The following is a 23,721-nucleotide window of genomic DNA, read 5'->3' as shown; positions in this document are numbered from 1 at the left end:
GAGCGCTGCCGTCCGGCAACATTGAGGATAGAAAACTTATGCATACCCTACACAATATCACCCTGACAACAACCGATGGCGGCTTCACCCTGAGCTGGCAAGATCGTCTGCTGCTATCCCACAGCGCAGAAAATCCCTGCCTGTGGATTGGCGCCGGCGTCGCCGATATCGACATGTTTCGCGGTAATTTCAGCATAAAAGATAAGCTGAATGAGAAAATCGCGCTGACTGACGCAACGATAAGCCAGTCCCCGGATGGCTGGTTGATCCATTTCAATCGCGGCGATGCCATCAGCGCAGCGTTACACATCGCCACCGATGAGGCGGGCCGCCTGACGCTGAAACTGCAAAACAGCGATCTTACCCATAACCGCATCTGGTTACGCCTGGCCGCCCAGCCAGAAGATCACATCTATGGCTGCGGCGAACAGTTCTCTTATTTCGATTTGCGCGGCAAGCCTTTCCCGCTCTGGACCAGCGAACAAGGCGTCGGGCGCAACAAAAACAGCTATGTCACCTGGCAGGCGGACTGCAAAGAAAACGCGGGCGGGGATTACTACTGGACCTTTTTCCCACAGCCCACTTTTGTCAGCACGCAAAAGTACTACTGCCACGTCGATAACAGCTGCTACATGAATTTCGACTTTAGCGCGCCGGAATACCATGAGCTGGCGCTATGGGAAGACAACGCCACCCTGCGTTTTGAATGCGCCGACAGCTACATCGCCCTGCTGGAAAAATTGACGGCGCTGTTAGGCCGCCAGCCGGTGTTGCCGGACTGGGTTTACGACGGCGTGACGCTCGGCATTCAGGGCGGCACCGACGTCTGCCAGCAGAAGCTGGACACCATGCGCAACGCAGGCGTGAAGGTGAATGGCATCTGGGCGCAGGACTGGTCCGGCATCCGCATGACCTCTTTCGGCAAACGCGTGATGTGGAACTGGAAGTGGAACAGCGACAACTATCCGCAGCTGGATACCCGTATCAAACAATGGCAAGAAGAAGGCGTGCAGTTCCTCTCCTACATCAATCCTTACGTCGCCAGCGATAAAGATCTTTGTGCCGAAGCGGCCAGACACGGTTATCTGGCAAAAGACGCTGCGGGCGATGACTATCTGGTTGAGTTCGGCGAGTTTTATGGCGGCGTCGTGGATTTGACCAATCCTGAAGCCTATGACTGGTTCAAGAATGTCATCAAGAAAAATATGATTGAGCTGGGTTGCGGCGGCTGGATGGCGGATTTCGGGGAATACCTGCCAACCGACACTTACCTGCATAACGGCGTCAGCGCGGAAATTATGCATAACGCCTGGCCGGCGCTGTGGGCGAAATGTAACTACGAAGCGCTACAAGAGACCGGCAAGCTGGGCGAGATCCTGTTCTTTATGCGTGCGGGTTATACCGGCAGCCAGAAATACTCCACCATGATGTGGGCGGGCGATCAGAACGTCGACTGGAGTCTGGACGACGGTCTCGCCTCCGTGGTGCCTGCCGCATTGTCGCTGGCGATGACGGGTCACGGTCTGCATCACAGCGATATTGGCGGTTATACCACCCTGTTCGACATGAAGCGCAGTAAAGAGCTGCTGCTGCGCTGGTGTGACTTCAGCGCCTTCACCCCGATGATGCGTACCCACGAAGGGAACCGCCCCGGCGATAACTGGCAGTTTGATGGCGACGCGGAAACTATCGCCCACTTTGCCCGTATGACAACCGTCTTTACCACCCTGAAACCGTATCTCAAACAGGCGGTGGCGCAGAACGCCAGAACCGGTCTGCCGGTCATGCGCCCGCTGTTCCTGCACTACGAGGACGATGCGCAGACCTACACCCTGAAGTATCAGTATCTGCTGGGTCGCGACCTGCTGGTTGCGCCGGTCCACGAACAAGGACGCCGCGACTGGACGCTATATCTACCTGAGGATAACTGGATCAACGCGTGGACGGGCGAAACGCTTCGCGGCGGCGAGATTACCGTGGACGCGCCGCTCGGCAAGCCTCCGGTCTTTTACCGTGCAGAGAGCGAGTGGGCATCTCTGTTTGCCTCTTTACGCACTATCTAATACGGCTCGCCCGTGGGGAAACTCACGGGCATATGGAGAAAAATAATGAGTCAAACGTCATCAAATCCGGCGACCCTACGCTTGCCGTTTAAAGAAAAACTTGCCTATGGGATGGGTGATTTAGGCTCCAATATCCTGCTGGATATTGGTACGCTTTATTTACTTAAGTTTTATACCGATGTGCTGGGTCTACCGGGCACGTATGGCGGTATTATTTTCCTGATCGCCAAATTCTTTACCGCCTTCACCGATATGGGCACCGGGATTATGCTCGACTCGCGGCGTAAAATCGGCCCAAAAGGCAAGTTCCGTCCGTTCGTGCTCTATGCCGCGTTTCCGGTGACCCTGCTGGCCATCGCCAACTTTGTCGGCACGCCGTTTGAAATCACCGGTAAGACGGTGATGGCGACGGTGCTGTTTATGCTGTACGGCCTGTTCTTCAGCATGATGAACTGTTCGTATGGCGCGATGGTGCCCGCCATTACCAAAAACCCGGATGAGCGCGCCTCTCTTGCCGCCTGGCGTCAGGGCGGCGCCACGCTCGGCCTGCTGCTGTGCACCGTCGGTTTTGTTCCGGTGATGAATCTGATCGAAGGGAACGCACAGCTAAGCTATATTTTCGCCGCCACGCTGTTCTCACTGTTTGGCCTGCTGTTTATGTGGCTCTGCTACGCAGGCGTCAAAGAGCGTTATGTGGAGGTAAAACCGGTTGAAGCGACCGAAAAACCGGGGCTGCTCCAGTCGTTTCGCGCCATTGCCGGGAACCGTCCGCTGTTCATTTTATGTATCGCGAATCTCTGCACCCTGGGCGCTTTCAACGTTAAGCTGGCGATCCAGGTGTATTACACCCAGTACGTACTGAATGACCCGATCCTTCTCTCCTGGATGGGCTTTTTCAGCATGGGCTGCATTTTCATCGGCGTCTTTTTAATGCCCGGCGCGGTAAGACGCTTCGGCAAGAAAAAGGTCTACATCGGCGGCCTGCTGGTTTGGGTTATCGGCGATCTTCTCAACTACTTCTTTGGCGGCGGCTCGGTCAGTTTTGTCGCGTTTTCCTGCCTGGCGTTTTTCGGTTCAGCGTTTGTGAACAGCCTGAACTGGGCGCTGGTCTCCGACACGGTGGAATACGGTGAATGGCGCACCGGCGTGCGTTCAGAAGGAACGGTATACACCGGTTTTACCTTCTTCCGTAAGGTGTCTCAGGCGCTGGCGGGCTTCTTCCCCGGTTGGATGCTGACCCAAATCGGCTACGTGCCCAATGTGGTGCAATCGGCAGGCACTGTCGAAGGTTTGCGGCAGCTGATCTTCATTTATCCGTGCGCGCTGGCGGTGATAACCATCATTGCAATGGGGTGTTTCTACAACCTCAACGAGAAGATGTATGTCCGCATCGTTGAAGAGATAGAAGCCCGTAAACAAACGGCTTAACAATGATAATAAAGGCGCCCTTCGGGGCGTTATTGAGGAGCGATTATGTCTGACCATGATCCGCTGACGCTAAAACTGAGCCTACGGGAAAAATATGCCTATGGCATGGGTGACTTCGGCTCAAATTTGATGCTGTGTATCGGTACGCTGTATCTGCTTAAGTTTTATACCGATGAACTGGGGATGCCCGCATATTACGGTGGAATTATCTTTCTGGTGGCGAAGTTCTTTACCGCGTTCACCGATATGTTGACGGGGGTGCTGCTGGATTCCCGTCGTCATATTGGCGCTAAAGGTAAGTTTCGCCCTTTCATTCTGTATGCATCATTTCCTGTCGCGCTGGTTGCCAGCGCGCAGTTTCTCGCCACCGATTTTACACTGACGGTCAAAACAGCGCTGGCAACCGTACTGTTCATGCTGTTTGGCCTGTTTTACAGCCTGATGAATTGCTCATACGGGGCGATGGTGCCCGCTATCACCAGAAACCCGCATGAGCGCGCCCAACTCGCAGCATGGCGTCAGGGCGGCGCAACGCTCGGTCTGTTGCTGTGTACCGTTGGCTTTATGCCGATTCAGGCGCTCTTCACCCAGTCATCTTCTCTGGGTTATCTGGTAGCCGCGTTGATTTTCTCCGTTTGCGGCCTGTTCAGTATGTGGTGGTGTTTCAGCGGGGTGAAAGAACGGTATATCGATATCGTTCCGGCCCACCATAAGCCCAGCATTCTTAAATCCTTCTGTGCGATTTTCCGCAATCCGCCGCTGCTGGTGCTCTGCGTGGCCAACTTATGTACGCTGGCCGCGTTTAACATCAAACTGGCGATTCAGGTCTATTACACCCAGTACGTGCTGAACGACATCCATTTGCTGTCATGGATGGGATTTTTCAGTATGGGGTGCATTCTGGTCGGCGTACTGCTGGTGCCCGTAACCGTAAAACGGTTTGGGAAAAAGCAGGTCTATCTCGGCGGCCTGACGCTGTGGGCTATCGGCGATGTGCTGAACTTTCTCTGGGGTGGAACCTCTTTCCTGTTCGTGATCTTCTCCTGCATGGCGTTTTTCGGCACCGCGTTCGTTAACAGCCTGAACTGGGCGCTGGTTCCTGATACGGTCGATTACGGCGAATGGAAAACAGGCATTCGTGCGGAAGGGTCGGTCTATACCGGTTATACCTTCTCACGAAAAATTTCTGCGGCGCTGGCGGGTTTCTTGCCCGGCATTATGCTGACGCAAATTGGCTACGTGCCGAACATAGCGCAAAGCGCGGAGACGTTACTTGGCCTGCGTCAGCTGATATTTCTCTGGCCATGCGGCCTGGCGATTATCGCCGCACTCACAATGGGCTTTTTTTATAAGCTCAATGAAAAACGCTTTGCTTTTATTATTGAGGAAATTAGCCAACGAAAGAAACAATCGATACAAACCGGCGTTGTAAGCCATTAAAAAACCTCTGTTCTAATTAAATAAAATAATTGCCGCTCTATCCATTTCGATGGATAGCGGCTCCCTACGCTTAAAAAATGGATTTACTATGAAAACGTTGAACACAATAATGCTGTTATCCTCTGTTATCTCCACTTCTGTTTTTGCGGGCGCTTATGTGGAAAACCGCGAGGCCTATAATCTGGCATCCGATCAAATGGAATTCATGCTGCGCGTTGGCTACAACTCCGATATGGGGGCTGGAATTATGTTGACCAACACCTATACGCTACAGCGTGATGATGAATTAAAGCATGGTTATAATGAAATTGAGGGTTGGTATCCGTTATTTAAACCGACGGACCGGTTAACCATTCAACCCGGTGGTCTGATAAACGATAAAAGCATCGGTTCTGGCGGCGCTGTTTATCTGGACGTCAATTATAAATTCACACCGTGGTTTAATCTGACGGTTCGTAACCGTTACAACCATAATAACTACAGTTCTACTGATTTAAATGGTGAATTAGATAATAACGATAGCTATGAAATCGGCAACTACTGGAATTTCATCATTACTGATAAATTTTCTTATACCTTTGAGCCACACTATTTTTATAATGTGAATGATTTTAACAGCAGCAACGGAACCAAACACCACTGGGAAATTACCAATACTTTCAGATATCGGATTAACCAGAACTGGCTGCCGTACTTAGAGTTACGTTGGTTGGATCGCAATGTGGAGCCCTACCATCGGGAGCAAAACCAGATTCGTGTCGGGGTAAAATATTTCTTCTGAACAGGATAATAAAAAAGCCGCTGAAATCAGCGGCTTTTTGTTGCCGGATGGCGGCTAACGCCTTATCCGGCCTACGAATCGGAGTTATCAGGCCGATTTTGTAAGCCCGTATTACTCTTCTTTCGCGCCGCGCATTGCACGACGACGATCGTTTTCCGTCAGGTGACGTTTACGAATACGGATAGAGGTTGGAGTCACTTCTACCAGTTCGTCGTCATCGATGAACTCCAGAGCCTGCTCCAGGGTCATCTTGATCGGCGGAACCAGAACCGTTGCTTCGTCAGTACCAGACGCACGCATGTTGGTCAGTTTCTTACCGGTCAGGCAGTTTACGGTCAGGTCGTTAGAACGGCTGTGAATACCGATGATCTGGCCTTCGTAAACTTCCGCGCCGTGACCCAGGAACAGCTTACCGCGATCCTGCAAACCGAACAGTGCGAACGCAACCGCTTTACCCTGACCGTTGGAGATCAGTACGCCATTCTGACGCTGGCCCACTTCGCCCGGACGGATATCGTCGTAGTGGCTGAAGGTGGAGTACAGCAGACCCGTACCGGAGGTCATGGTCATGAACTCTGAACGGAAACCGATCAGACCTCGGCTTGGGATCACGTAGTCAAGACGTACGCGGCCTTTGCCATCTGGATTCATGTTTTTCAGGTCGCCTTTACGCTCGCCCAGCGCCTGCATCACAGAACCCTGGTGCTGCTCTTCGACGTCCAGCGTGACGTTTTCGTACGGCTCTTGTTTACGGCCGTCGATTTCGCGGAAGATAACTTTCGGACGGGAAACCGCCATCTCGAAACCTTCACGACGCATGTTTTCAATCAGAACGGACAGGTGCAGTTCACCACGACCGGATACACGGAACGCGTCCGCATCTTCGGTTTCTTCAACGCGCAGCGCAACGTTGTGTACCAGTTCTTTGTTCAGACGCTCAAGGATCTGACGAGAGGTCACGTATTTACCTTCTTTACCGCAGAACGGAGAGGTGTTTACGCAGAAGAACATAGAAACGGTCGGCTCATCAACAGACAGCGCTGGCAGCGCTTCAACATTCTGCGGATCGCAGATGGTGTCGGAGATGTTCAGCTCGCCCAGACCGGTGATTGCAATGATATCACCCGCTTCCGCCAGGTCGCTATCAATACGCTCCAGACCCAGGTGAGTCAGCACTTTGCCCACTTTACCGTTACGGGTTTTGCCTTCGCTATCGATGATAGTGATCTGCTGGTTCGGCTTCACTTTACCGCGTTTGATACGACCAATGCCGATAACGCCAACATAGTTGTTGTAGTCCAGCTGAGAGATCTGCATCTGGAGCGGGCCGTCCAGGTCAACGTCCGGTGCCGGTACGTGGTCAACGATCGCCTGATACAGCGGGGTCATGTCTTCCGCCATATCTTCGTGATCCAGACCTGCGATACCGTTCAGCGCCGAAGCGTAGATGATCGGGAAGTCCAGCTGTTCGTCGGTCGCGTCGAGGTTAACGAACAGGTCGAATACCTGGTCTACAACCCAGTCAGGGCGCGCGCCAGGGCGGTCAACTTTGTTGATAACAACAATCGGCTTCAGGCCATGAGCAAAGGCTTTTTTGGTCACGAAGCGCGTCTGCGGCATCGGGCCGTCAAATGCGTCAACCACCAGCAGCACGGAGTCTACCATGGACATTACACGTTCAACTTCACCACCGAAGTCGGCGTGTCCTGGGGTATCAACGATGTTGATACGGTAATCATTCCATTTGATAGCAGTGTTTTTAGCGAGGATGGTAATCCCACGCTCTTTCTCCAAATCGTTGGAGTCCATCACACGCTCTTGAGTTTCGGCACGCGCATCAAACGTACCGGATTGCTGTAGCAGCTTATCGACCAGGGTAGTTTTACCGTGGTCAACGTGCGCGATGATGGCGATGTTACGCAAATTTTCGATCACAACTTTGCCTCAGGCATTAGAAATAGCGCGTTATTGTACACGGATTAATCGCACTACAAAACAGGATCACAGAGATCCTCCGCAAACAAGTATTGCAGAGTTTCTTTGTGATCGCTTTCACGGAGCGTTAAAAGGGTCACTCACTGTCCATTGCACCAACATGGTGCTTAATGTTCACATTAAAGCACTATATTGGTGCAACATATCCACTATGGTGCGGCCCTTTTGCACGATGGTGCGCATGATAACGCCTTTTAGGGGCAATTTAAAAGTTGGCACAGATTTCGCTTTGTATTTTTTACGGCGACACGGCCAATTTTTGCAGAATTGAAGACTTCGTTACCACGACGACAATGACCAATCCGGGAGAGTTAAGTATGTCCGCTGAACACGTTTTGACGATGCTGAATGAGCATGAAGTGAAGTTTGTTGATTTGCGCTTCACCGATACCAAAGGTAAAGAACAGCACGTCACGATTCCTGCTCATCAGGTGAATGCCGAATTCTTTGAAGAAGGCAAAATGTTTGACGGCTCCTCGATCGGTGGCTGGAAAGGTATCAACGAATCCGACATGGTTCTGATGCCGGACGCATCCACTGCGGTCATTGACCCGTTCTACGCTGATTCTACGCTGATTATTCGTTGCGACATCCTGGAGCCAGGCACCCTGCAAGGTTACGATCGCGACCCGCGTTCCATCGCCAAGCGCGCGGAAGAGTACCTGCGCTCTACCGGCATCGCAGACACCGTTCTGTTCGGGCCAGAGCCAGAGTTCTTCCTGTTTGACGATATCCGCTTCGGTTCTTCTATCTCCGGTTCCCACGTCGCTATCGACGATATCGAAGGCGCATGGAACTCCTCCACCCAGTACGAAGGTGGCAACAAAGGTCACCGTCCGGCAGTAAAAGGCGGTTACTTCCCGGTTCCGCCGGTAGACTCTTCTCAGGACATCCGTTCTGAAATGTGTTCCGTTATGGAGCAAATGGGTCTGGTTGTAGAAGCACACCACCACGAAGTGGCAACCGCAGGTCAGAACGAAGTGGCAACCCGCTTCAACACCATGACCAAAAAAGCGGACGAAATTCAGATCTACAAATACGTTGTGCACAACGTCGCTCACCGTTTCGGTAAAACTGCGACCTTTATGCCAAAACCGATGTTCGGCGATAACGGTTCCGGTATGCACTGCCACATGTCCCTGTCCAAAAACGGGACTAACCTGTTCTCCGGCGACAAATATGCGGGTCTGTCTGAGCAGGCGCTGTACTACATCGGCGGCGTAATCAAACATGCGAAAGCGATCAACGCCCTAGCGAACCCGACCACTAACTCCTACAAACGTCTGGTTCCGGGTTATGAAGCACCGGTCATGCTGGCCTACTCCGCCCGTAACCGTTCTGCCTCTATCCGTATTCCGGTTGTTGCCTCTCCGAAAGCGCGTCGTATCGAAGTGCGCTTCCCGGACCCGGCTGCGAACCCGTACCTGTGCTTTGCCGCTCTGCTGATGGCGGGTCTTGACGGTATTAAGAACAAGATCCACCCAGGCGAAGCGATGGACAAAAACCTGTATGACCTGCCGCCGGAAGAAGCGAAAGAGATCCCACAGGTTGCAGGCTCTCTGGAAGAAGCGCTCAACGAGCTGGATATTGACCGTGAATTCCTGAAAGCAGGCGGCGTGTTCACTGATGAAGCGATCGACGCGTACATCGCCCTGCGCATTGAAGAAAATGACCGCGTGCGCATGACGCCGCACCCGGTAGAGTTTGAGCTGTACTACAGCGTTTAATCGTTGAGTTGCCGTGGAACTTTTAGCCTGTTCAGGCAGGTTTGAGATTGATGGCGAATGATAAGACGCCTGATGGCGCAAGCTTATCAGGCCTACCGGTAACATCACCTTGTAGGCCGGATAAGGCAAAGCCGCCATCCGGCACAACGTTTGCCACTCATCTGTAGCCCATCACACGATGGGCTTTTTTCTCCACCAACGTTCTGATCCCACGCGCTTTTTACACGTAAAAAGCTATAATGCACTAAATTGGTGCAAACTATTCCAGGAGACTGCTAAATGGCAACAGGCACGCAGCCCGATGCTGGGCAGATCCTCAATTCTTTAATCAACAGCATCTTACTGGTCGACGACGAGCTGGCGGTGCATTACGCCAACCCGGCCGCACAACAGCTGCTCGCCCAAAGCGCCCGCAAGCTGTTTGGTACGCCGCTGCCTGAGCTGTTGAGCTATTTTTCATTAAATATTGGGCTGATGCGCGAAAGCCTGGAAGCGGGTCAGGGATTTACGGACAACGAAGTCACGCTGGTGATCGACGGACGCTCTCATATTCTCTCGCTAACCGCCCAGCGCCTGCCGGATAACTTCATCCTGCTGGAAATGGCGCCGATGGATAACCAGCGTCGCCTGAGCCAGGAACAGCTTCAGCATGCCCAGCAAATCGCCGCCCGCGACCTGGTGCGCGGTCTGGCGCATGAGATCAAAAACCCGCTTGGTGGTTTACGCGGCGCGGCCCAGCTTCTCAGTAAAGCCCTGCCTGACCCGGCGTTGCTGGAGTACACCAAAGTCATTATTGAGCAGGCCGACAGGCTGCGTAATCTGGTTGACCGACTGCTGGGGCCGCAACAGCCAGGTATGCACGTCACGGAGAGTATCCACAAAGTCGCAGAACGCGTCGTCGCACTGGTGTCGATGGAGCTGCCGGAGAACGTCACGCTGATTCGTGATTACGACCCCAGTCTGCCGGAACTGCCTCACGACCCGGACCAGATTGAACAGGTCCTGCTGAACATCGTGCGTAACGCTTTACAGGCGTTAGGGCCGGAAGGCGGTGAAATCATTCTGCGTACCCGTACCGCATTCCAGCTGACGCTGCATGGCGTGCGTTATCGCCTGGCGGCGCGCATCGACGTTGAGGACAACGGGCCGGGTATTCCGTCCCATTTACAGGACACGCTGTTTTACCCGATGGTCAGCGGCCGCGAAGGCGGCACCGGGCTGGGCTTATCCATTGCCCGTAATTTGATTGATCAGCATTCCGGCAAAATTGAATTTACCAGTTGGCCGGGTCATACCGAGTTCTCGGTTTACCTGCCTATCAGGAAATAAAGGTGACGTTTATGCAACGAGGGATAGTCTGGGTAGTCGATGACGATAGTTCCATCCGTTGGGTGCTTGAACGTGCGCTCGCCGGGGCGGGATTACATTGCACCACATTTGAAAGCGGCAACGAAGTGCTGGATGCGCTGGCGAGTAAAACGCCGGATGTCCTGCTGTCGGATATCCGTATGCCGGGAATGGACGGACTGGCGCTGTTAAAACAGATCAAACAGCGTCACCCCATGCTTCCGGTCATCATAATGACGGCGCATTCCGATCTCGATGCCGCCGTCAGCGCTTATCAACAAGGCGCGTTTGATTATCTGCCAAAGCCTTTTGATATTGACGAAGCGGTCGCGCTGGTTGAACGCGCGATCAGCCATTATCAGGAGCAGCAACAGCCGCGCAATGTCCAGATCAACGGCCCGACAACCGATATCATCGGCGAAGCGCCCGCGATGCAGGATGTCTTTCGCATTATTGGCCGCCTCTCACGCTCGTCTATCAGCGTGCTGATCAACGGCGAGTCCGGGACCGGTAAAGAGCTGGTCGCCCATGCGCTGCATCGCCATAGCCCACGCGTAAAAGCTCCCTTTATCGCCCTGAATATGGCGGCTATTCCGAAGGATTTGATCGAGTCCGAACTGTTTGGTCATGAAAAAGGGGCGTTCACCGGGGCGAATACCATTCGTCAGGGGCGCTTTGAGCAGGCCGACGGCGGCACGCTGTTTCTCGATGAGATCGGCGATATGCCGCTGGATGTGCAGACGCGTTTGCTACGCGTCTTAGCCGATGGGCAGTTTTACCGCGTTGGTGGCTATGCGCCGGTGAAGGTTGATGTGCGGATTATCGCCGCCACCCATCAGAACCTGGAATTACGCGTACAGGAAGGTAAGTTCCGTGAAGATCTGTTCCACCGCCTGAACGTGATTCGCGTACATTTACCGCCGCTGCGCGAGCGCCGGGAAGATATTCCACGCCTGGCGCGGCATTTCCTGCAAGTGGCTGCTCGCGAGCTGGGCGTCGAAGCCAAATTGCTCCACCCGGAAACCGAAGCGGCGCTGACGCGTCTGGCCTGGCCTGGCAACGTGCGTCAACTGGAGAATACCTGCCGTTGGTTAACAGTGATGGCCGCCGGACAGGAGGTTCTGATTCAGGACTTACCCGGCGAGCTGTTTGAAGCCACGGTGCCAGACAGCCAGTCGCACATACAGTCAGACAGTTGGGCCACATTGCTGGCGCAGTGGGCGGATCGCGCGTTGCGTTCCGGTCATCAAAACCTGCTTTCTGAAGCGCAGCCTGAGCTGGAGCGTACGCTGTTAACCACCGCGCTGCGTCATACCCAGGGGCATAAACAGGAAGCGGCACGGCTGCTGGGATGGGGTCGTAACACCCTGACTCGCAAGCTAAAAGAGCTGGGTATGGAGTGACGATTCGTCGTTGTGTAAAGATTAATATTTAAGCGCAAATTGCCGTTATTTTGCGCTTTACTGTTCCGATGAGTTGAGTATGATCATGCCCGGCAAACAGGGGGAATCATCATGCTGGAATCATTAATCAATCTGGTATCGAGCGGAGCGGTCGACAGCCACACGCCACAAACTGCGGTTGCCGCAGTGCTGTGTGCAGCGCTGGTTGGGCTGTTTAGCTAAATGCGTGCCGGATGGCGCTAACGCTTATCCGACCTACGGTTGATGTTAACTTGTAGGCCCGGTAAGCGGTAGCGCCACCGGGCAACGCCACTAAATCACCCGTGAGAACTGCTGCATCCGCGCTTTCTGGCGCAGATAAGCATCAAAGCACATACAGATGTTACGGATCAGCAGACGGCCTTTCGGCGTAACCTGAATCCCCTTATCATCCACATCCACCAGCCCATCTTTCGCCAGCGGCGCCAGCAGCGCTAAATCTTCCGCAAAGTACGCCGCGAAGTTGAGATCCCACTGCTGTTCAACCGCTGCGTAATCGAGACGGAAGTTGCAGATCAGCGACTTAATAATATCCCGACGAATGCAGTCATCGCGGGTCAGCACAATGCCGCGCCATAACGCATTCCCCAGCTCATCCACCTGCTGATAGTAGCGCTTCAGCTCTTTTTGGTTCTGCGCGTAGCTGTCGCCAATCATACTGATGGCGGAAACGCCCAACCCCAGCAGGTCCGTATCGCCCTGAGTGGTATAGCCCTGGAAGTTACGATGCAGAACGCCCTCACGCTGGGCAACGGCCAGCTCGTCATCCGGGCGGGCAAAGTGATCCATCCCGATGAACTGATAGCCCGTCTCCGTCAGCGATGAGATGGTCTCTTGCAGGATATCGAGTTTTTGCTGCGCGCTGGGCAGGTCAGCCTCTTTGATTTTGCGCTGAGCGGCGAATAACGTGGGCAAATGAGCGTAGTTAAAGACGCTCAGGCGATCGGGGCTCAGCTCTGCCACGCGTCTGAGCGTAAAGGCGAAGCTTTCCGGCGTTTGCTTTGGCAGCCCGTAAATCAGATCGATATTCGTCGAGGTGAAGCCTATCTCGCGCGCATGATTGAGCAGCGAGAAGATAAACTCTTCATCCTGCTCGCGGTTAACCAGACGCTGAACGTCTTTATTGAAGTCCTGCACCCCCATACTCAGGCGGTTAAACCCTTGCGCGCGTAAATGATCGAGCACATCCAGCTCAATTTCACGGGGATCGACTTCGATCGAGATTTCGACGTCGTCGTTAAAATGAAAGTTTCCACGCAGAAGCGTCATTAACCGACTGATTTGCGCTTTATTCAGGTACGTTGGCGTTCCGCCGCCCCAGTGCAGTTGACTAACGCGACGTCCGGCAAACAGCGGCGCGCGATGAATAATTTCTTGTTCAAGCGCATCGAGATATTGGTCGGCCTTATGCTGCTGGCGGGTCACAATCTTGTTGCAACCGCAGAAGTAGCACAATTTATGGCAAAACGGGATATGAACGTACAGAGACAGCGGACGTTCAGGGTAACGCGCCACAGCGTGCTGAAATGCCTCTTCGCCGTAGTCTTCCGAAAACTCCAGCGCTGTGGGATACGAGGTATATCGTGGCCCGGAATAGTTATATTTCTGGATCAGGGCCAGATCCCAGTCTATCAACTGTTCAGACATGCTCACTCCTTCCGATGGCGTCGCTGGCGGGTACGGCGTACCGGCTTTACCCCACTACGGGTAATAAACCGGTTGCGCAGCCACTTCTGTCGCCGCGACAACCGCTGTAGTTTAACGAATAACCACACCAGATAACATACAACCGGAAGGGTTATAAGCAGGACGGGAAGGCCCACGGTGTAAACCCGTTAGTTGCCGCCCCGGAGCAGGCGCATCATATCTTCCTGCTTTTCGTCCTCTTCCTCTTCTTCATCGTCATCATAAGAGAGGCCCAACTTCTGCATCAGCTCATCAATACGATCCAGTTTGGCATCTACCCAGGTTTGGTCTTCCGCACTCAGGGTTTCGCCTGCTTCCAGACGTTCCAGCAGCGCATCCAGGCGCTCATCCGTTTCCAGTAAATCCAACTCAGCCTGCGGTGAAAGCATAGGTTTCTCACTCTTCGGTTTGTGCTGTTTGGTGACTTTTTCAGTCACACCCAGGGGAATGGGGGTTTTACTGCCAATTCGTGGATCTTTCTGCTTGTTCTGGTTTTTACCGCCTGAAGCCGCGTTGTCACCTGTCGCACGGCTCCCCGCCGCATGACCACGGTGTTTTTTCTGACGCTTACGGTCGCGCGCTTCCTGATTCAGCTCTTCGCGTGTTTTACGACGCGCTTTTGCGGGACCTTTACCGCGTGGTGTAGAAGTTGATTTCATAGTGATTCGTCTTTGGCTGTTTTAGTCAGTATATACTCTAAATAATTCGAGTTGCAGGAAGTCAACGCACATGCAACCTGAAGTATGACGAGTTTCATTTGCCGCGGAATCTAGCAGAAACCCTATAAAGAAAAAAGGCGACAGAGTAATCTGTCGCCTTTTTTGCTGTCTAACAACCCTAACGGGCTCTACGATCCCTGTTGGCTACCAACACGCCCTGTTTTTCCCTTAGCCTGAAACATTCCGTGTTGTTTCCATTTCCTTTTACTAACGTCTCCGAACGTTTGTCTTCCTGACAAATCCTGCGTCTTCGCCTCCTGGCGCTCCTGACCCTCATCCTGAGTCGTAATCCTGACAGCTTCCTCGCTATGGATGCTACTTTACTCTTCTGGCATAAACGCACAAGTAATCGAAACGCGAATGTCCACTTTTCAGAATATTGCCTGAAACATAACGTTATGATTTTATTATTTTATCTTAATTTTCGACCTGCGCTTACTCTGAAATTTCGCATAAGAACAATCGGCAATGTCTCACAAAGAGCATGGTTTTAGCTTACACACATCCCCATGCTGAAAAATCCGTCTTTTGCCGCTGTTCAGGTATAATCGCTGCAAAGCTTTGACTGACGGAGACGACCGCTTTGACTAATTTGAATTATCAACAGACGCACTTTGTGATGAGTGCGCCTGATATTCGCCATTTACCTTCCGATACCGGAATCGAAGTGGCTTTTGCTGGCCGTTCCAATGCAGGCAAATCCAGCGCGCTGAACACGCTTACGAATCAGAAGAGTCTGGCGCGTACATCCAAAACACCGGGCCGTACTCAGCTCATCAACCTGTTTGAGGTGGTTGAAGGCAAACGTCTGGTTGACCTGCCCGGCTATGGCTATGCAGAAGTCCCGGAAGAGATGAAGCGTAAGTGGCAACGCGCGCTGGGCGAATACCTGGAAAAACGTCAGAGCCTGCAAGGCCTGGTGATACTGATGGATATCCGTCACCCGTTAAAAGATCTCGACCAGCAGATGATCCAGTGGGCCGTAGAGAGCAACATTCAGGTTCTGGTTTTACTCACCAAAGCGGACAAACTGGCCAGCGGCGCACGTAAAGCGCAGCTGAATATGGTGCGTGAAGCGGTACTGGCCTTTAACGGCGATGTGCAGGTAGAAACGTTTTCTTCCCTGAAGAAGCAAGGCGTGGATAAATTACGTCAGAAACTGGATAGCTGGTTTAACGATCTGGCTCCCGTGGAAGAGACGCAGGACGGGGAATAACCCACCGATATGCCGGATGGCGCCGCTGCGCGTCTTATCCGGCCTACAGTTCTTTATTCTTGCTCTAAGGCGGCAACACAGCAAATCCCCAGGAGCTTACATAAGTAAGTGACTGGGGTGAGCGACAAATCTGTCTGGAACAGATTTGAACGCCGCGAAGCGGCGGCCCGTAAGGGTGAGGCTCATGGATGAGCCGAATAATTCGAAGCCAACGCGTATGCAGCTTGAAGTATGACGAGCAAAATAAAAAACGCCCCAGTCATTACTGACTGGGGCGGCTAAAATATTCAGCCAAATCCGATTACGTGAAGTAAAAGGTCTGAAAGATAGAACATCTTACCTCTGTACCCTACGCGAATAACTTTACTCTTTTTTGAGCAGCTCAGAAAGCACTTTTTGTAATTTTTTTTCATTCTTTACATAGGGAATTCTAATGATCATCACAAAACGTTCTATCTTATGTTGCTTAGTTACGAAAAAAGCGCGTTATTCAGTAAAGCCTTAGTGCGCCTGATCCCAGTTTTCGCCGCTACCCACTTCCACCAGCAACGGCACATCAATACGCGTGCAGTTTTCCATCAGTTGATGGATCTTTTTCGATACCACGTCGAGATCATCTTTATGCACTTCGAACACCAGTTCATCGTGTACCTGCATGATCATACGCACGCGCGGCTGTTCATCTTGCAGCCATTTATCGACGGCAATCATAGCGCGCTTGATGATGTCTGCTGCCGTCCCCTGCATCGGAGCGTTGATGGCGGCACGTTCCGCACCGGCACGACGTGCAGCATTGCTGGATTTAATATCCGGCAAGTAGAGACGACGCCCTTCCAGCGTTTCAACATAACCTCGCTCTTTTGCCTGAGCGCGCGTGCGTTCCATATATTCCAGTACGCCAGGGTAGCGTTCGAAGTAGAGATCCATGTACTTCTGCGCCTCTTTGCGCGGAATATTGAGCTGACGCGCCAGACCGAATGCGCTCATGCCGTAGATCAGACCAAAGTTAATCGCTTTGGCGCTGCGGCGCTGTTCAGCCGTAACGCTCTCCAGCGGCAGTCCAAACACTTCAGCAGCCGTCGCCCGGTGGATATCTTTTCCTTCGGCAAAGGCGGTTAACAAACCTTTATCGCGGGAAAGGTGCGCCATAATACGCAGCTCAATCTGCGAGTAGTCCGCTGATGCGATGACGTAATCTTGCGGAGCGATAAACGCCTGACGAATACGGCGTCCTTCCTCGTTACGTACCGGAATATTTTGCAGGTTAGGATCGGTAGACGATAAACGCCCCGTCGCGGTCACCGCCTGATGATAAGAGGTATGCACTCGCCCGGTTTTCGGGTTGATCATTAGCGGGAGTTTATCGGTGTAGGTCGATTTCAGCTTCGCCAGCCCGCGATATTCCAGAATCACCTTCGGCAGCGGATAGTCCAGCGCCAGCTCTTCCAGCACCTCTTCCGAGGTGGACGGCGCACCGCCCGGCGTTTTCTTCAGCGGCTTAATACCCTGTTTTTCAAACAGAATGGTTTGCAACTGTTTGGTAGAAGAGAGGTTAAATTCTTCTCCGGCGATCTCATGCGCCTTCTTCTCCAGCTCCGCCAGACGCAACGTGATCTCCTCTGAATGCTTATGCAGCACGGCAGGGTCGATTTTTACACCGTTACGCTCTACGCGGGAAAGCACCGGCACCAGCGGCATTTCGATATTCTCGAAGACATTCAGCGGCCCTTTGTACTGCTGTAGCTCTGGCCACATTTTCAAATGCAGCTGTAACGTAACGTCCGCATCTTCTGCGGCATAACGTCCGGCCTCTTCCAGGGCAATCTGGTTAAAGGTCAGCTGATTTTTGCCTTTACCGGCAATCTCTTCAAAAGTGATGGTCTTATGCTTCAACCAGCGTTCGGACAGGCTGTCCATATCATGGCGGCCAGCAACGCTGTTCAGGATGTAGGATTCGAGCATAGTGTCAAAAGCAATACCACGCAGCTCAATGTCGTAGTTCTGCAATACGCCGCGATCGTACTTCAGGTTTTGCCCAACCTTACGCGCCTTCTCATCTTCCAGCAGCGGCTTCAATAGCTCCAGCGCTCGCTCGCGGGAAATCTGATCGGGTGCATCCAGGTAGTCATGCGCCACAGGAACGTAGGCCGCCACGCCCGGTTCAATAGCAAAAGAGAGACCGACCAGATTCGCCGCATGGTTATCCAGGCTGTCCGTTTCGGTATCAAATGCAAAAACGGGCGCCTTTTTCAGCGTCTCAATCCAGCTTTCCAGCGTCGCTTCATCCAGGATGGTGACGTAGTTATCGTAAGAAAGCGCGGTCGCAGGCACGTCTGGCGTTTCATCAATAACAATGGTTTCCTGCGGTTTTGCTGCGGGCTTCGCACCTTTCGCCTGTAGCCATTTACCCGCTTCCACATCAGTGGTCCAGCGCTTAAATTCATATTTCTTAAACAGGCCAAGCAACTCTTCAGCCGCTGGCTGTTGTACTTCAAGCTGATCGCAGCTTAGCTCCAGTTCGACATCCGTTTTAATGGTAGCCAGTTGATAAGAGAGGTAAGCCACCTCTTTATTCTGCTCAAGCTTCCCGGCCATGGTTTTCGCGCCACGGAAGGTTAAGCCCGCAATTTTATCTGATTCGGCATACAGGGTATCCAGTCCGCCTAACCCCTGAAGGAGCGCCTGGGCGGTTTTTTCACCCACGCCCGGCACGCCAGGAATGTTATCGGAAGAGTCGCCCATCAGCGCCAGGAAATCGATGATCAATTCGGGTGGAACACCGTACTTGTTCACGACCTCATCCGGGCCCAGAATCGTATTGGTCATGGTATTAATCAGCGTGATATTTGGCGTCACCAGCTGGGCCATATCTTTGTCGCCGGTGCTGATCAGCACCGGACGGCCCACCTTCTCGGCTTCACGCGCCAGCGTACCGATAACGTCGTCCGCTTCCACGCCCGAAACAGCCAGCAGCGGCAGACCCATCGCTTTTACCATCGCATGCAGCGGTTCAATCTGCGCACGCAGGTCATCAGGCATCGGCGGGCGATGCGATTTGTAATGTTCAAATAACTCATCACGGAAGGTTTTACCCTTGGCATCAAATACCACTGCGGCATGCGTCGGCTGATACTGCATAATCAGGCTGCGCAGCATGTTGAGAACACCGTACATCGCCCCTGTAGGCTCCCCTGCGCTGTTCGTCAGAGGAGGAAAGGCGTGATACGCGCGATAGAGATAAGATGAGCCATCTACAAGGATAAGTGGGTTTTCTGGGATCTGAACCATAATGTCCGTGCCTGTTTATCAGATTATGGGTAAAGGATGCCACAGACAGGATGAAAACATGAGTTTTTCGCCGCATTTGTCGAAAAAGTTTTGTAGATCTTCTGGATCGCTCGCAAAGCGAGCTGTGGATAACTTTGTGCATAAATTATTACATTTCATTTAATTTCATCCTGATGATTTAATTTTCATTAAACTTGTTCTTATTTTTCAATATATTAATTAAATCACCAGAACTTTATCCCATTATTTAGCGTTATCTCAGTGTGTGGATAGATATCAATATTTTTTCTGTTTCGCTAAGACCCGTCATTTGATGCGTTTTCTGATAAAATCAGCCCCTTGCGTCTCTTTCGCGCACTATTTATGGCTAACCCGTTGAATAATTTAATTATGACAAGAATACTCGCTGCGATAACGCTGTTGCTGAGTATCGTATTGACCATTTTGGTCACTATTTTTTGTTCTGTGCCGATCATCCTTGCCGGGATCGTGAAGCTCCTTTTGCCCATTCCTGTCGTCTGGCGCAAGGTATCCGTTTTTTGTAATTTCATGATGTACTGCTGGTGTGAAGGGTTGGCGCTGCTGCTACATCTCAATCCGTGGCTTAAATGGGACGTGGAAGGGCTGGAAGGCCTGAACAAGAAAAACTGGTATCTGCTTATTTGTAACCATCACAGTTGGGCCGATATCGTGGTGCTTTGCGTTCTGTTCCGTAAGCACATTCCAATGAATAAATACTTTCTTAAGCAGCAGTTAGCCTGGGTGCCGTTTATCGGCCTGGCCTGCTGGGCGCTGGATATGCCGTTTATGAAACGCTACTCGCGCGCTTATTTGCTCCGTCATCCCGAACAACGCGGTAAAGATGTAGAAACAACCCGCCGTTCTTGCGAGAAATTTCGCGCGCATCCCACAACGATCGTAAATTTTGTCGAAGGTTCGCGTTTTACCGAAGAGAAACGTCGGCAAACTCGCTCGCCATATAAAAACCTTCTCCCACCAAAAGCGGCGGGGATCGCGATGGCGCTAAACGTCTTAGGGTCTCAGTTTGATAAGCTGCTCAACGTTACCCTCTGCTACCCGGAAAACGATCGGAAACCATTCTACGATATGTTGAGCGGTAAACTGACGCGCATCGTGGTACGTATCGATCTGGAGCCGATTAAAGAAGAGCTGCACGGTGACTATGTGAACGACAAAGGATTCAAACGCCGTTTCCAGCTTTGGTTGAATGCACTCTGGAATGAAAAAGACGAACAGATAGAAAAGATTAAAGCGGAAAACAAAAACGCCGGTCAATGACCGGCGATTTTTTTATTTCTTTTCAACCAGATGTTTCACGGTATCGGCGTACTGTTGTACGAAGATATCCATGCTGCTGGTATCCATCCCTTGCGGGTTAACCTGATATTTGCCGTTTACAAACATCGCCGGTACACCCTGAAGCTGGAGATCAGCGGCCGCTTTTTCTTGCTGCGCAACCAGTGATTTCACCACGAAGCTGTTCCATGCCGCATCGTAGTCTTCACCTTTCACACCCGCATCAACGAATACTTTGCGAATATCGGCAGCAGACTGAACGGTCTGGTTTTTCTGTACTGCTTCAAACATCGGCGCAGTGATTTTATCTTCCACGCCCAGTGCCATCGCCACAGCCCATGCCTGCGTCAGGTCCTTACCCAATGGGCCCAGGAACTCAACGTGGTATTTGGTCATTTTGGTGCCTTCAGGCAGCTTCTTCTTCACGTTATCAGAAACGTGCAGCACTTCTTCAAACTGATAACAGTGCGGGCAGTAGAAGGAGAAAAACTCCAGAACCTGAGGCTCGCCAGCAACGGGCTTATCCAGTGTGATGTATTGCTTACCATCACTGAACTGCGCTGCCGATGCGCTAAAAGCTAAAATCATACCAGCCAGCGCCAGCCAAATCTTTTTCATGATCAACTCTCTCCTGATGTGTCCGTTTAATACATTGGCGTTAATTGTAAAGGGGGTTCTTGCAGCACTTTTGCCTGCTCAAGAAATGTCGCAGTCTGCCGTTGCCAGTAATCTTCCCCGGTTAACCACGGGAAATTTTTAGGAAACGCAGGATCAGCCCAGCGACGCATCAGCCAGGCAAGATAATAAACCAAACGCATCGCGCGTAAAGGCTCAATAAGTTCTATTTCAGCAATATCAAACTCGCTAACTTCTTCATAAGCCTCGATAATCGTTTCAAGCTGCATCCGCTGCTCGGCTTTATCGCCATTCAGCAGCATCCACAGATCCTGAACGGCAGGGCCATTGCGGGCATCATCTAAATCGACAAACATCGGGCCATCACGCCAGAGGATATTTCCGGCATGGCAATCCCCGTGTAAACGCAGCGTCTCAAAACGGGTATGCCAACGTTCGGTAACGGCGGCAATAAGAGTGTCCGTCGCGTTCAGGAAAGCCGCTTTTTGCCCCGAGGGAATCAGTGATGCGCCTTCGAAAAGTTTGCGAGGTTCAATGAGATACTCTTCCAGGCCCATTGTCGGCCGGAAGGCAAAAGGGTGTTTACGCCCGGTCTGATGCAGGCGACTCAGATAGCGTCCTACCGCTTCCATCTGATCGATATTATCTGCTTCGAACTGCCGCCCGCCGACGCTTGGGAAAATCGCGTAGTGGAATCCCTGGTGGTTCAGTAGCGTCTGCCCATTGAGGACAAGCGGCGCCGCGACCGGCACCTCATCTTTTACCAGTTCCAGTGCAAACTGATGCTCTTCCCGTATTTGATCGGCAGACCAACGCTCAGGGCGATAAAACTTAACGACGAAGCGCCGACGGTCTTCGTCCTGAAACTGATAGACGCGGTTTTCATAGCTGTTGAGCGGGGTAAGACCGGAATCCACCCGGATTCCCTGTTCAAACAGCGCATCCATGATGGTATCCGGGTGTAATGTCTGGAAAGTAAAAGCGTTATCGTTCATCCCATCATCCGGAAAATACTACGAATGATTCAGGATATCATTTTGTGGCGATTTCGGTGGCGCCGCTTACAAGGTTTTACTCTTTAATCACGCCGCGTGCGCGTAATAGCGCCGTTTTGAAATCTTCTTCATAATCTTTCTGAATGCCAGGGATCACCGCATCTTTTGCGGAGTCACGCATTTTCAGGTGATAGATCAGAATGTCGTCGGTTAAATCCGCCAGTTCGCCGTCAAAACCTGACTCTTTCGCCAGTTTCTGTAAAAATTGCAGCAGATTAAGATCGGGCTCTTTCTGCCAGGCTGGTTGCAGGAGTTCAATGACTTCATTCAGGCGTTTACATTTCATGGCTGTGCTCCTTAATTTGATGTAGATACGTTAGCAGGGTCAATCCCACAATAAAAGAGGCGATATCAGTGAATCTGGAGAGTGCAATAACGGGGGTTGTGCTGGCAGGCGGTAAAGCCAGGCGAATGGGGGGGGCAGATAAGGGTCTGCTTGAGCTGGATGGCAAACCACTCTGGAAGCATGTTGCTGATACGCTGGCATCTCAGCTTGAAACCGTCGTGATTAACGCGAATCGCCATCAGGATATTTATCAACAAAGCGGTCTGAAAGTGATCCCCGATTCACTGGCCGATTTTCCGGGGCCTCTGGCGGGTATGTTGTCTGTTTTACAGCAAGAGAAGGGAGACTGGTTTCTGTTTTGCCCTTGCGACACGCCTTACATTCCCCGCGATCTGGTTGCACGTTTAAAAGCTCAGCGTAATAACGCGCCTGTCGTATGGGTTCACGACGGCGAGCGGGACCACCCGACAATTGCACTGGTTAATCGCTCCGTAGCACCTTTCTTACAGGAATATCTCCGGTCAGGTGAACGGCGGGTCATGGTCTTTATGCGCCAGGCCGGTGGTCATGCTGTTGATTTCAGTGATTTTAAGCAGGCATTTGTGAATGTGAATACGCCGGAAGAACTCGCCAGATGGCAGGAGAAATCATGATCCCACTACTCGGCATAGCCGCATGGAGCGGCACCGGTAAGACTACGCTGCTCAAGAAATTGATTCCAGCGTTATGCGCCAGAGGGGTTCGCCCAGGATTAATTAAGCATACCCATCACAATATGGACGTAGATAAGCCCGGCAAAGACAGTTACGAGTTACGCAAGGCAGGCGCAGCACAAACGCTTGTCGCCAGTCAGCAACGTTGGGCGCTGATGACAGAAACACCGGAAGAACCTGAGCTGGATTTAACGTATCTGGTGAGTCGAATGGATGCTTCTAAGCTGGATATAGTGCTTGTTGAAGGTTTTAAGCACGAAGCGGTGGCGAAGATCTTATTATTCCGACAGGGGTGTGGGCATGAAGTGGATGAGCTGACCATTGATGAACATGTGATCGCCGTCGCCAGCGACATTCCGCTTTCCCTGGATGTCCCGCTATTAGATATCAATGATATACCACAGATCGCTACATTTGTTTTGCGTTGGCTGGGACGATAGTACGTGGGCAGCACCCGGACGCATAAACGCAAAAAGGCCATCCCTCAGGATGGCCTCTTCACTTAATTAATGCCTGGCAGTTCCCTACTCTCGCATGGGGAGACCCCACACTACCATCGGCGCTACGGCGTTTCACTTCTGA

Annotated in this window: 20 protein-coding genes and 1 pseudogene; 12 read left to right on the top strand and 9 right to left on the bottom strand. The window is 52.1% G+C overall.

The annotated features are described in order from the left end of the window. Positions 1-38: 38 nt before the first annotated feature. From OGV83_RS00225 to ompL, 4 genes are all read left to right on the top strand, one after another. Positions 39-2,063: an alpha-glucosidase gene (locus tag OGV83_RS00225; protein ID WP_230012461.1), complete on the top strand. Its 2,025-nt coding sequence runs from the start codon at positions 39-41 to the stop codon at positions 2,061-2,063. 45 nt (positions 2,064-2,108) lie between these two features. Beyond that, positions 2,109-3,491, top strand: a complete 1,383-nt coding sequence (locus OGV83_RS00220; RefSeq protein WP_012133934.1) for an MFS transporter — start codon at positions 2,109-2,111, stop codon at positions 3,489-3,491. Between the two features lie 45 nt (positions 3,492-3,536). Further along, positions 3,537-4,931, top strand: a complete 1,395-nt coding sequence (locus OGV83_RS00215; protein ID WP_012133935.1) for an MFS transporter — start codon at positions 3,537-3,539, stop codon at positions 4,929-4,931. 88 nt (positions 4,932-5,019) lie between these two features. Further along, positions 5,020-5,712, top strand: coding sequence for a porin OmpL (gene ompL / locus OGV83_RS00210; RefSeq protein ID WP_024130675.1), 693 nt, complete (start codon positions 5,020-5,022; stop codon positions 5,710-5,712). Positions 5,713-5,823: 111 nt separating this feature from the next. On the opposite strand, the gene typA is transcribed toward ompL, so the two are convergent. Then, positions 5,824-7,647, bottom strand: coding sequence for a ribosome-dependent GTPase TypA (typA, locus tag OGV83_RS00205; protein WP_012133937.1), 1,824 nt, complete (start codon positions 7,645-7,647; stop codon positions 5,824-5,826). A 377-nt stretch (positions 7,648-8,024) separates the two neighbouring features. Here typA and glnA point away from each other — a divergent pair, with 377 nt between their 5' ends. The 4 genes from glnA (at position 8,025) to OGV83_RS00185 (ending at position 12,406) form a co-directional block, all read left to right on the top strand. Then, positions 8,025-9,434, top strand: a complete 1,410-nt coding sequence (gene glnA / locus OGV83_RS00200; protein ID WP_024130676.1) for a glutamate--ammonia ligase — start codon at positions 8,025-8,027, stop codon at positions 9,432-9,434. Positions 9,435-9,713: 279 nt separating this feature from the next. Next, complete coding sequence (glnL, locus tag OGV83_RS00195) at positions 9,714-10,763, top strand: nitrogen regulation protein NR(II) (protein ID WP_047459914.1); 1,050 nt, start codon at positions 9,714-9,716, stop codon at positions 10,761-10,763. A gap of 11 nt (positions 10,764-10,774) precedes the next feature. Beyond that, positions 10,775-12,184 carry a nitrogen regulation protein NR(I) gene (gene glnG, locus OGV83_RS00190; protein WP_012133942.1) on the top strand — a complete coding sequence of 470 codons (1,410 nt, stop codon included), beginning with the start codon at positions 10,775-10,777 and terminating at the stop codon, positions 12,182-12,184. Positions 12,185-12,295: 111 nt separating this feature from the next. Continuing rightward, the gene (locus tag OGV83_RS00185) at positions 12,296-12,406 is read left to right on the top strand and encodes a YshB family small membrane protein (RefSeq protein ID WP_096753919.1); all 111 of its coding nucleotides are present in this window, start codon (positions 12,296-12,298) and stop codon (positions 12,404-12,406) included. Positions 12,407-12,496: 90 nt separating this feature from the next. Here the strand turns inward: OGV83_RS00185 and hemN are convergent, their stop codons facing one another. The 3 genes and pseudogenes from hemN to OGV83_RS00170 form a co-directional block, all read right to left on the bottom strand. Then, positions 12,497-13,870 carry an oxygen-independent coproporphyrinogen III oxidase gene (gene hemN / locus OGV83_RS00180; RefSeq protein WP_101744345.1) on the bottom strand — a complete coding sequence of 458 codons (1,374 nt, stop codon included), beginning with the start codon at positions 13,868-13,870 and terminating at the stop codon, positions 12,497-12,499. Between the two features lie 188 nt (positions 13,871-14,058). Continuing rightward, the gene (yihI, locus tag OGV83_RS00175) at positions 14,059-14,568 is read right to left on the bottom strand and encodes a Der GTPase-activating protein YihI (RefSeq protein WP_012133944.1); all 510 of its coding nucleotides are present in this window, start codon (positions 14,566-14,568) and stop codon (positions 14,059-14,061) included. 178 nt (positions 14,569-14,746) lie between these two features. After that, a pseudogene (locus OGV83_RS00170) lies at positions 14,747-14,971 on the bottom strand (hypothetical protein). Positions 14,972-15,211: 240 nt separating this feature from the next. Between OGV83_RS00170 and yihA the strand changes: the two are divergent. Next, entirely contained in the window at positions 15,212-15,844 is a 633-nt protein-coding gene (yihA, locus tag OGV83_RS00165; RefSeq protein WP_110494846.1) for a ribosome biogenesis GTP-binding protein YihA/YsxC, read from the top strand. Between the two features lie 287 nt (positions 15,845-16,131). Here the strand turns inward: yihA and spfP are convergent, their stop codons facing one another. Both spfP and polA read right to left on the bottom strand, forming a co-directional pair. Further along, positions 16,132-16,179, bottom strand: a complete 48-nt coding sequence (gene spfP, locus OGV83_RS21585; protein WP_071892919.1) for a small protein SpfP — start codon at positions 16,177-16,179, stop codon at positions 16,132-16,134. A 166-nt stretch (positions 16,180-16,345) separates the two neighbouring features. Further along, positions 16,346-19,132 (bottom strand): DNA polymerase I, encoded by a 2,787-nt coding sequence (polA, locus tag OGV83_RS00160; RefSeq protein ID WP_286458847.1) that lies wholly within the window; start codon positions 19,130-19,132, stop codon positions 16,346-16,348. Between the two features lie 363 nt (positions 19,133-19,495). Between polA and yihG the strand changes: the two genes are divergently transcribed. Then, complete coding sequence (gene yihG, locus OGV83_RS00155; RefSeq protein ID WP_047459928.1) at positions 19,496-20,431, top strand: 1-acylglycerol-3-phosphate O-acyltransferase, YihG family; 936 nt, start codon at positions 19,496-19,498, stop codon at positions 20,429-20,431. Between the two features lie 12 nt (positions 20,432-20,443). Here yihG and dsbA read toward each other — a convergent pair whose 3' ends face one another. The 3 genes from dsbA to OGV83_RS00140 all read right to left on the bottom strand — a co-directional run bounded on the left by dsbA (position 20,444) and on the right by OGV83_RS00140 (position 22,426). Then, positions 20,444-21,067 carry a thiol:disulfide interchange protein DsbA gene (gene dsbA, locus OGV83_RS00150; RefSeq protein WP_012133950.1) on the bottom strand — a complete coding sequence of 208 codons (624 nt, stop codon included), beginning with the start codon at positions 21,065-21,067 and terminating at the stop codon, positions 20,444-20,446. 26 nt (positions 21,068-21,093) lie between these two features. After that, on the bottom strand, positions 21,094-22,080 hold the full coding sequence (locus OGV83_RS00145; RefSeq protein WP_286463000.1) for a serine/threonine protein kinase: 987 nt from the start codon (positions 22,078-22,080) through the stop codon (positions 21,094-21,096). A 76-nt stretch (positions 22,081-22,156) separates the two neighbouring features. Next, a complete protein-coding gene (locus tag OGV83_RS00140) occupies positions 22,157-22,426 on the bottom strand; it encodes a YihD family protein (protein ID WP_012133952.1) in 270 nt (89 codons plus the stop codon). A gap of 68 nt (positions 22,427-22,494) precedes the next feature. Here OGV83_RS00140 and mobA point away from each other — a divergent pair, with 68 nt between their 5' ends. Both mobA and mobB read left to right on the top strand, forming a co-directional pair. Beyond that, positions 22,495-23,079 carry a molybdenum cofactor guanylyltransferase MobA gene (gene mobA, locus OGV83_RS00135; protein ID WP_012133953.1) on the top strand — a complete coding sequence of 195 codons (585 nt, stop codon included), beginning with the start codon at positions 22,495-22,497 and terminating at the stop codon, positions 23,077-23,079. Further along, a complete protein-coding gene (gene mobB / locus OGV83_RS00130) occupies positions 23,076-23,579 on the top strand; it encodes a molybdopterin-guanine dinucleotide biosynthesis protein MobB (protein ID WP_110494849.1) in 504 nt (167 codons plus the stop codon). Before mobA ends, mobB begins: the two co-directional genes overlap by 4 nt. Positions 23,580-23,721: the final 142 nt, after the last annotated feature.

Source organism: Citrobacter sp. CK189 (assembly GCF_030333505.1).
Classification (GTDB): domain Bacteria; phylum Pseudomonadota; class Gammaproteobacteria; order Enterobacterales; family Enterobacteriaceae; genus Citrobacter_B; species Citrobacter_B koseri.
This window is presented reverse-complemented; position numbering and strand designations above follow the sequence as displayed.

Bases quoted from the DNA above. Each gene is read 5' to 3' on its own strand.
- OGV83_RS00225 (WP_230012461.1), top strand. From the start codon at position 39: ATGCATACCCTACACAATATCACCCTGACAACAACCGATGGCGGCTTC.
- OGV83_RS00220 (WP_012133934.1), top strand. From the start codon at position 2,109: ATGAGTCAAACGTCATCAAATCCGGCGACCCTACGCTTGCCGTTTAAA.
- OGV83_RS00215 (WP_012133935.1), top strand. From the start codon at position 3,537: ATGTCTGACCATGATCCGCTGACGCTAAAACTGAGCCTACGGGAAAAA.
- ompL (WP_024130675.1), top strand. From the start codon at position 5,020: ATGAAAACGTTGAACACAATAATGCTGTTATCCTCTGTTATCTCCACT.
- glnA (WP_024130676.1), top strand. From the start codon at position 8,025: ATGTCCGCTGAACACGTTTTGACGATGCTGAATGAGCATGAAGTGAAG.
- glnL (WP_047459914.1), top strand. From the start codon at position 9,714: ATGGCAACAGGCACGCAGCCCGATGCTGGGCAGATCCTCAATTCTTTA.
- glnG (WP_012133942.1), top strand. From the start codon at position 10,775: ATGCAACGAGGGATAGTCTGGGTAGTCGATGACGATAGTTCCATCCGT.
- OGV83_RS00185 (WP_096753919.1), top strand. From the start codon at position 12,296: ATGCTGGAATCATTAATCAATCTGGTATCGAGCGGAGCGGTCGACAGC.
- hemN (WP_101744345.1), bottom strand. From the start codon at position 13,870: ATGTCTGAACAGTTGATAGACTGGGATCTGGCCCTGATCCAGAAATAT.
- yihI (WP_012133944.1), bottom strand. From the start codon at position 14,568: ATGAAATCAACTTCTACACCACGCGGTAAAGGTCCCGCAAAAGCGCGT.
- polA (WP_286458847.1), bottom strand. From the start codon at position 19,132: ATGGTTCAGATCCCAGAAAACCCACTTATCCTTGTAGATGGCTCATCT.
- yihG (WP_047459928.1), top strand. From the start codon at position 19,496: ATGGCTAACCCGTTGAATAATTTAATTATGACAAGAATACTCGCTGCG.
- dsbA (WP_012133950.1), bottom strand. From the start codon at position 21,067: ATGAAAAAGATTTGGCTGGCGCTGGCTGGTATGATTTTAGCTTTTAGC.
- OGV83_RS00145 (WP_286463000.1), bottom strand. From the start codon at position 22,080: ATGAACGATAACGCTTTTACTTTCCAGACATTACACCCGGATACCATC.
- OGV83_RS00140 (WP_012133952.1), bottom strand. From the start codon at position 22,426: ATGAAATGTAAACGCCTGAATGAAGTCATTGAACTCCTGCAACCAGCC.
- mobB (WP_110494849.1), top strand. From the start codon at position 23,076: ATGATCCCACTACTCGGCATAGCCGCATGGAGCGGCACCGGTAAGACT.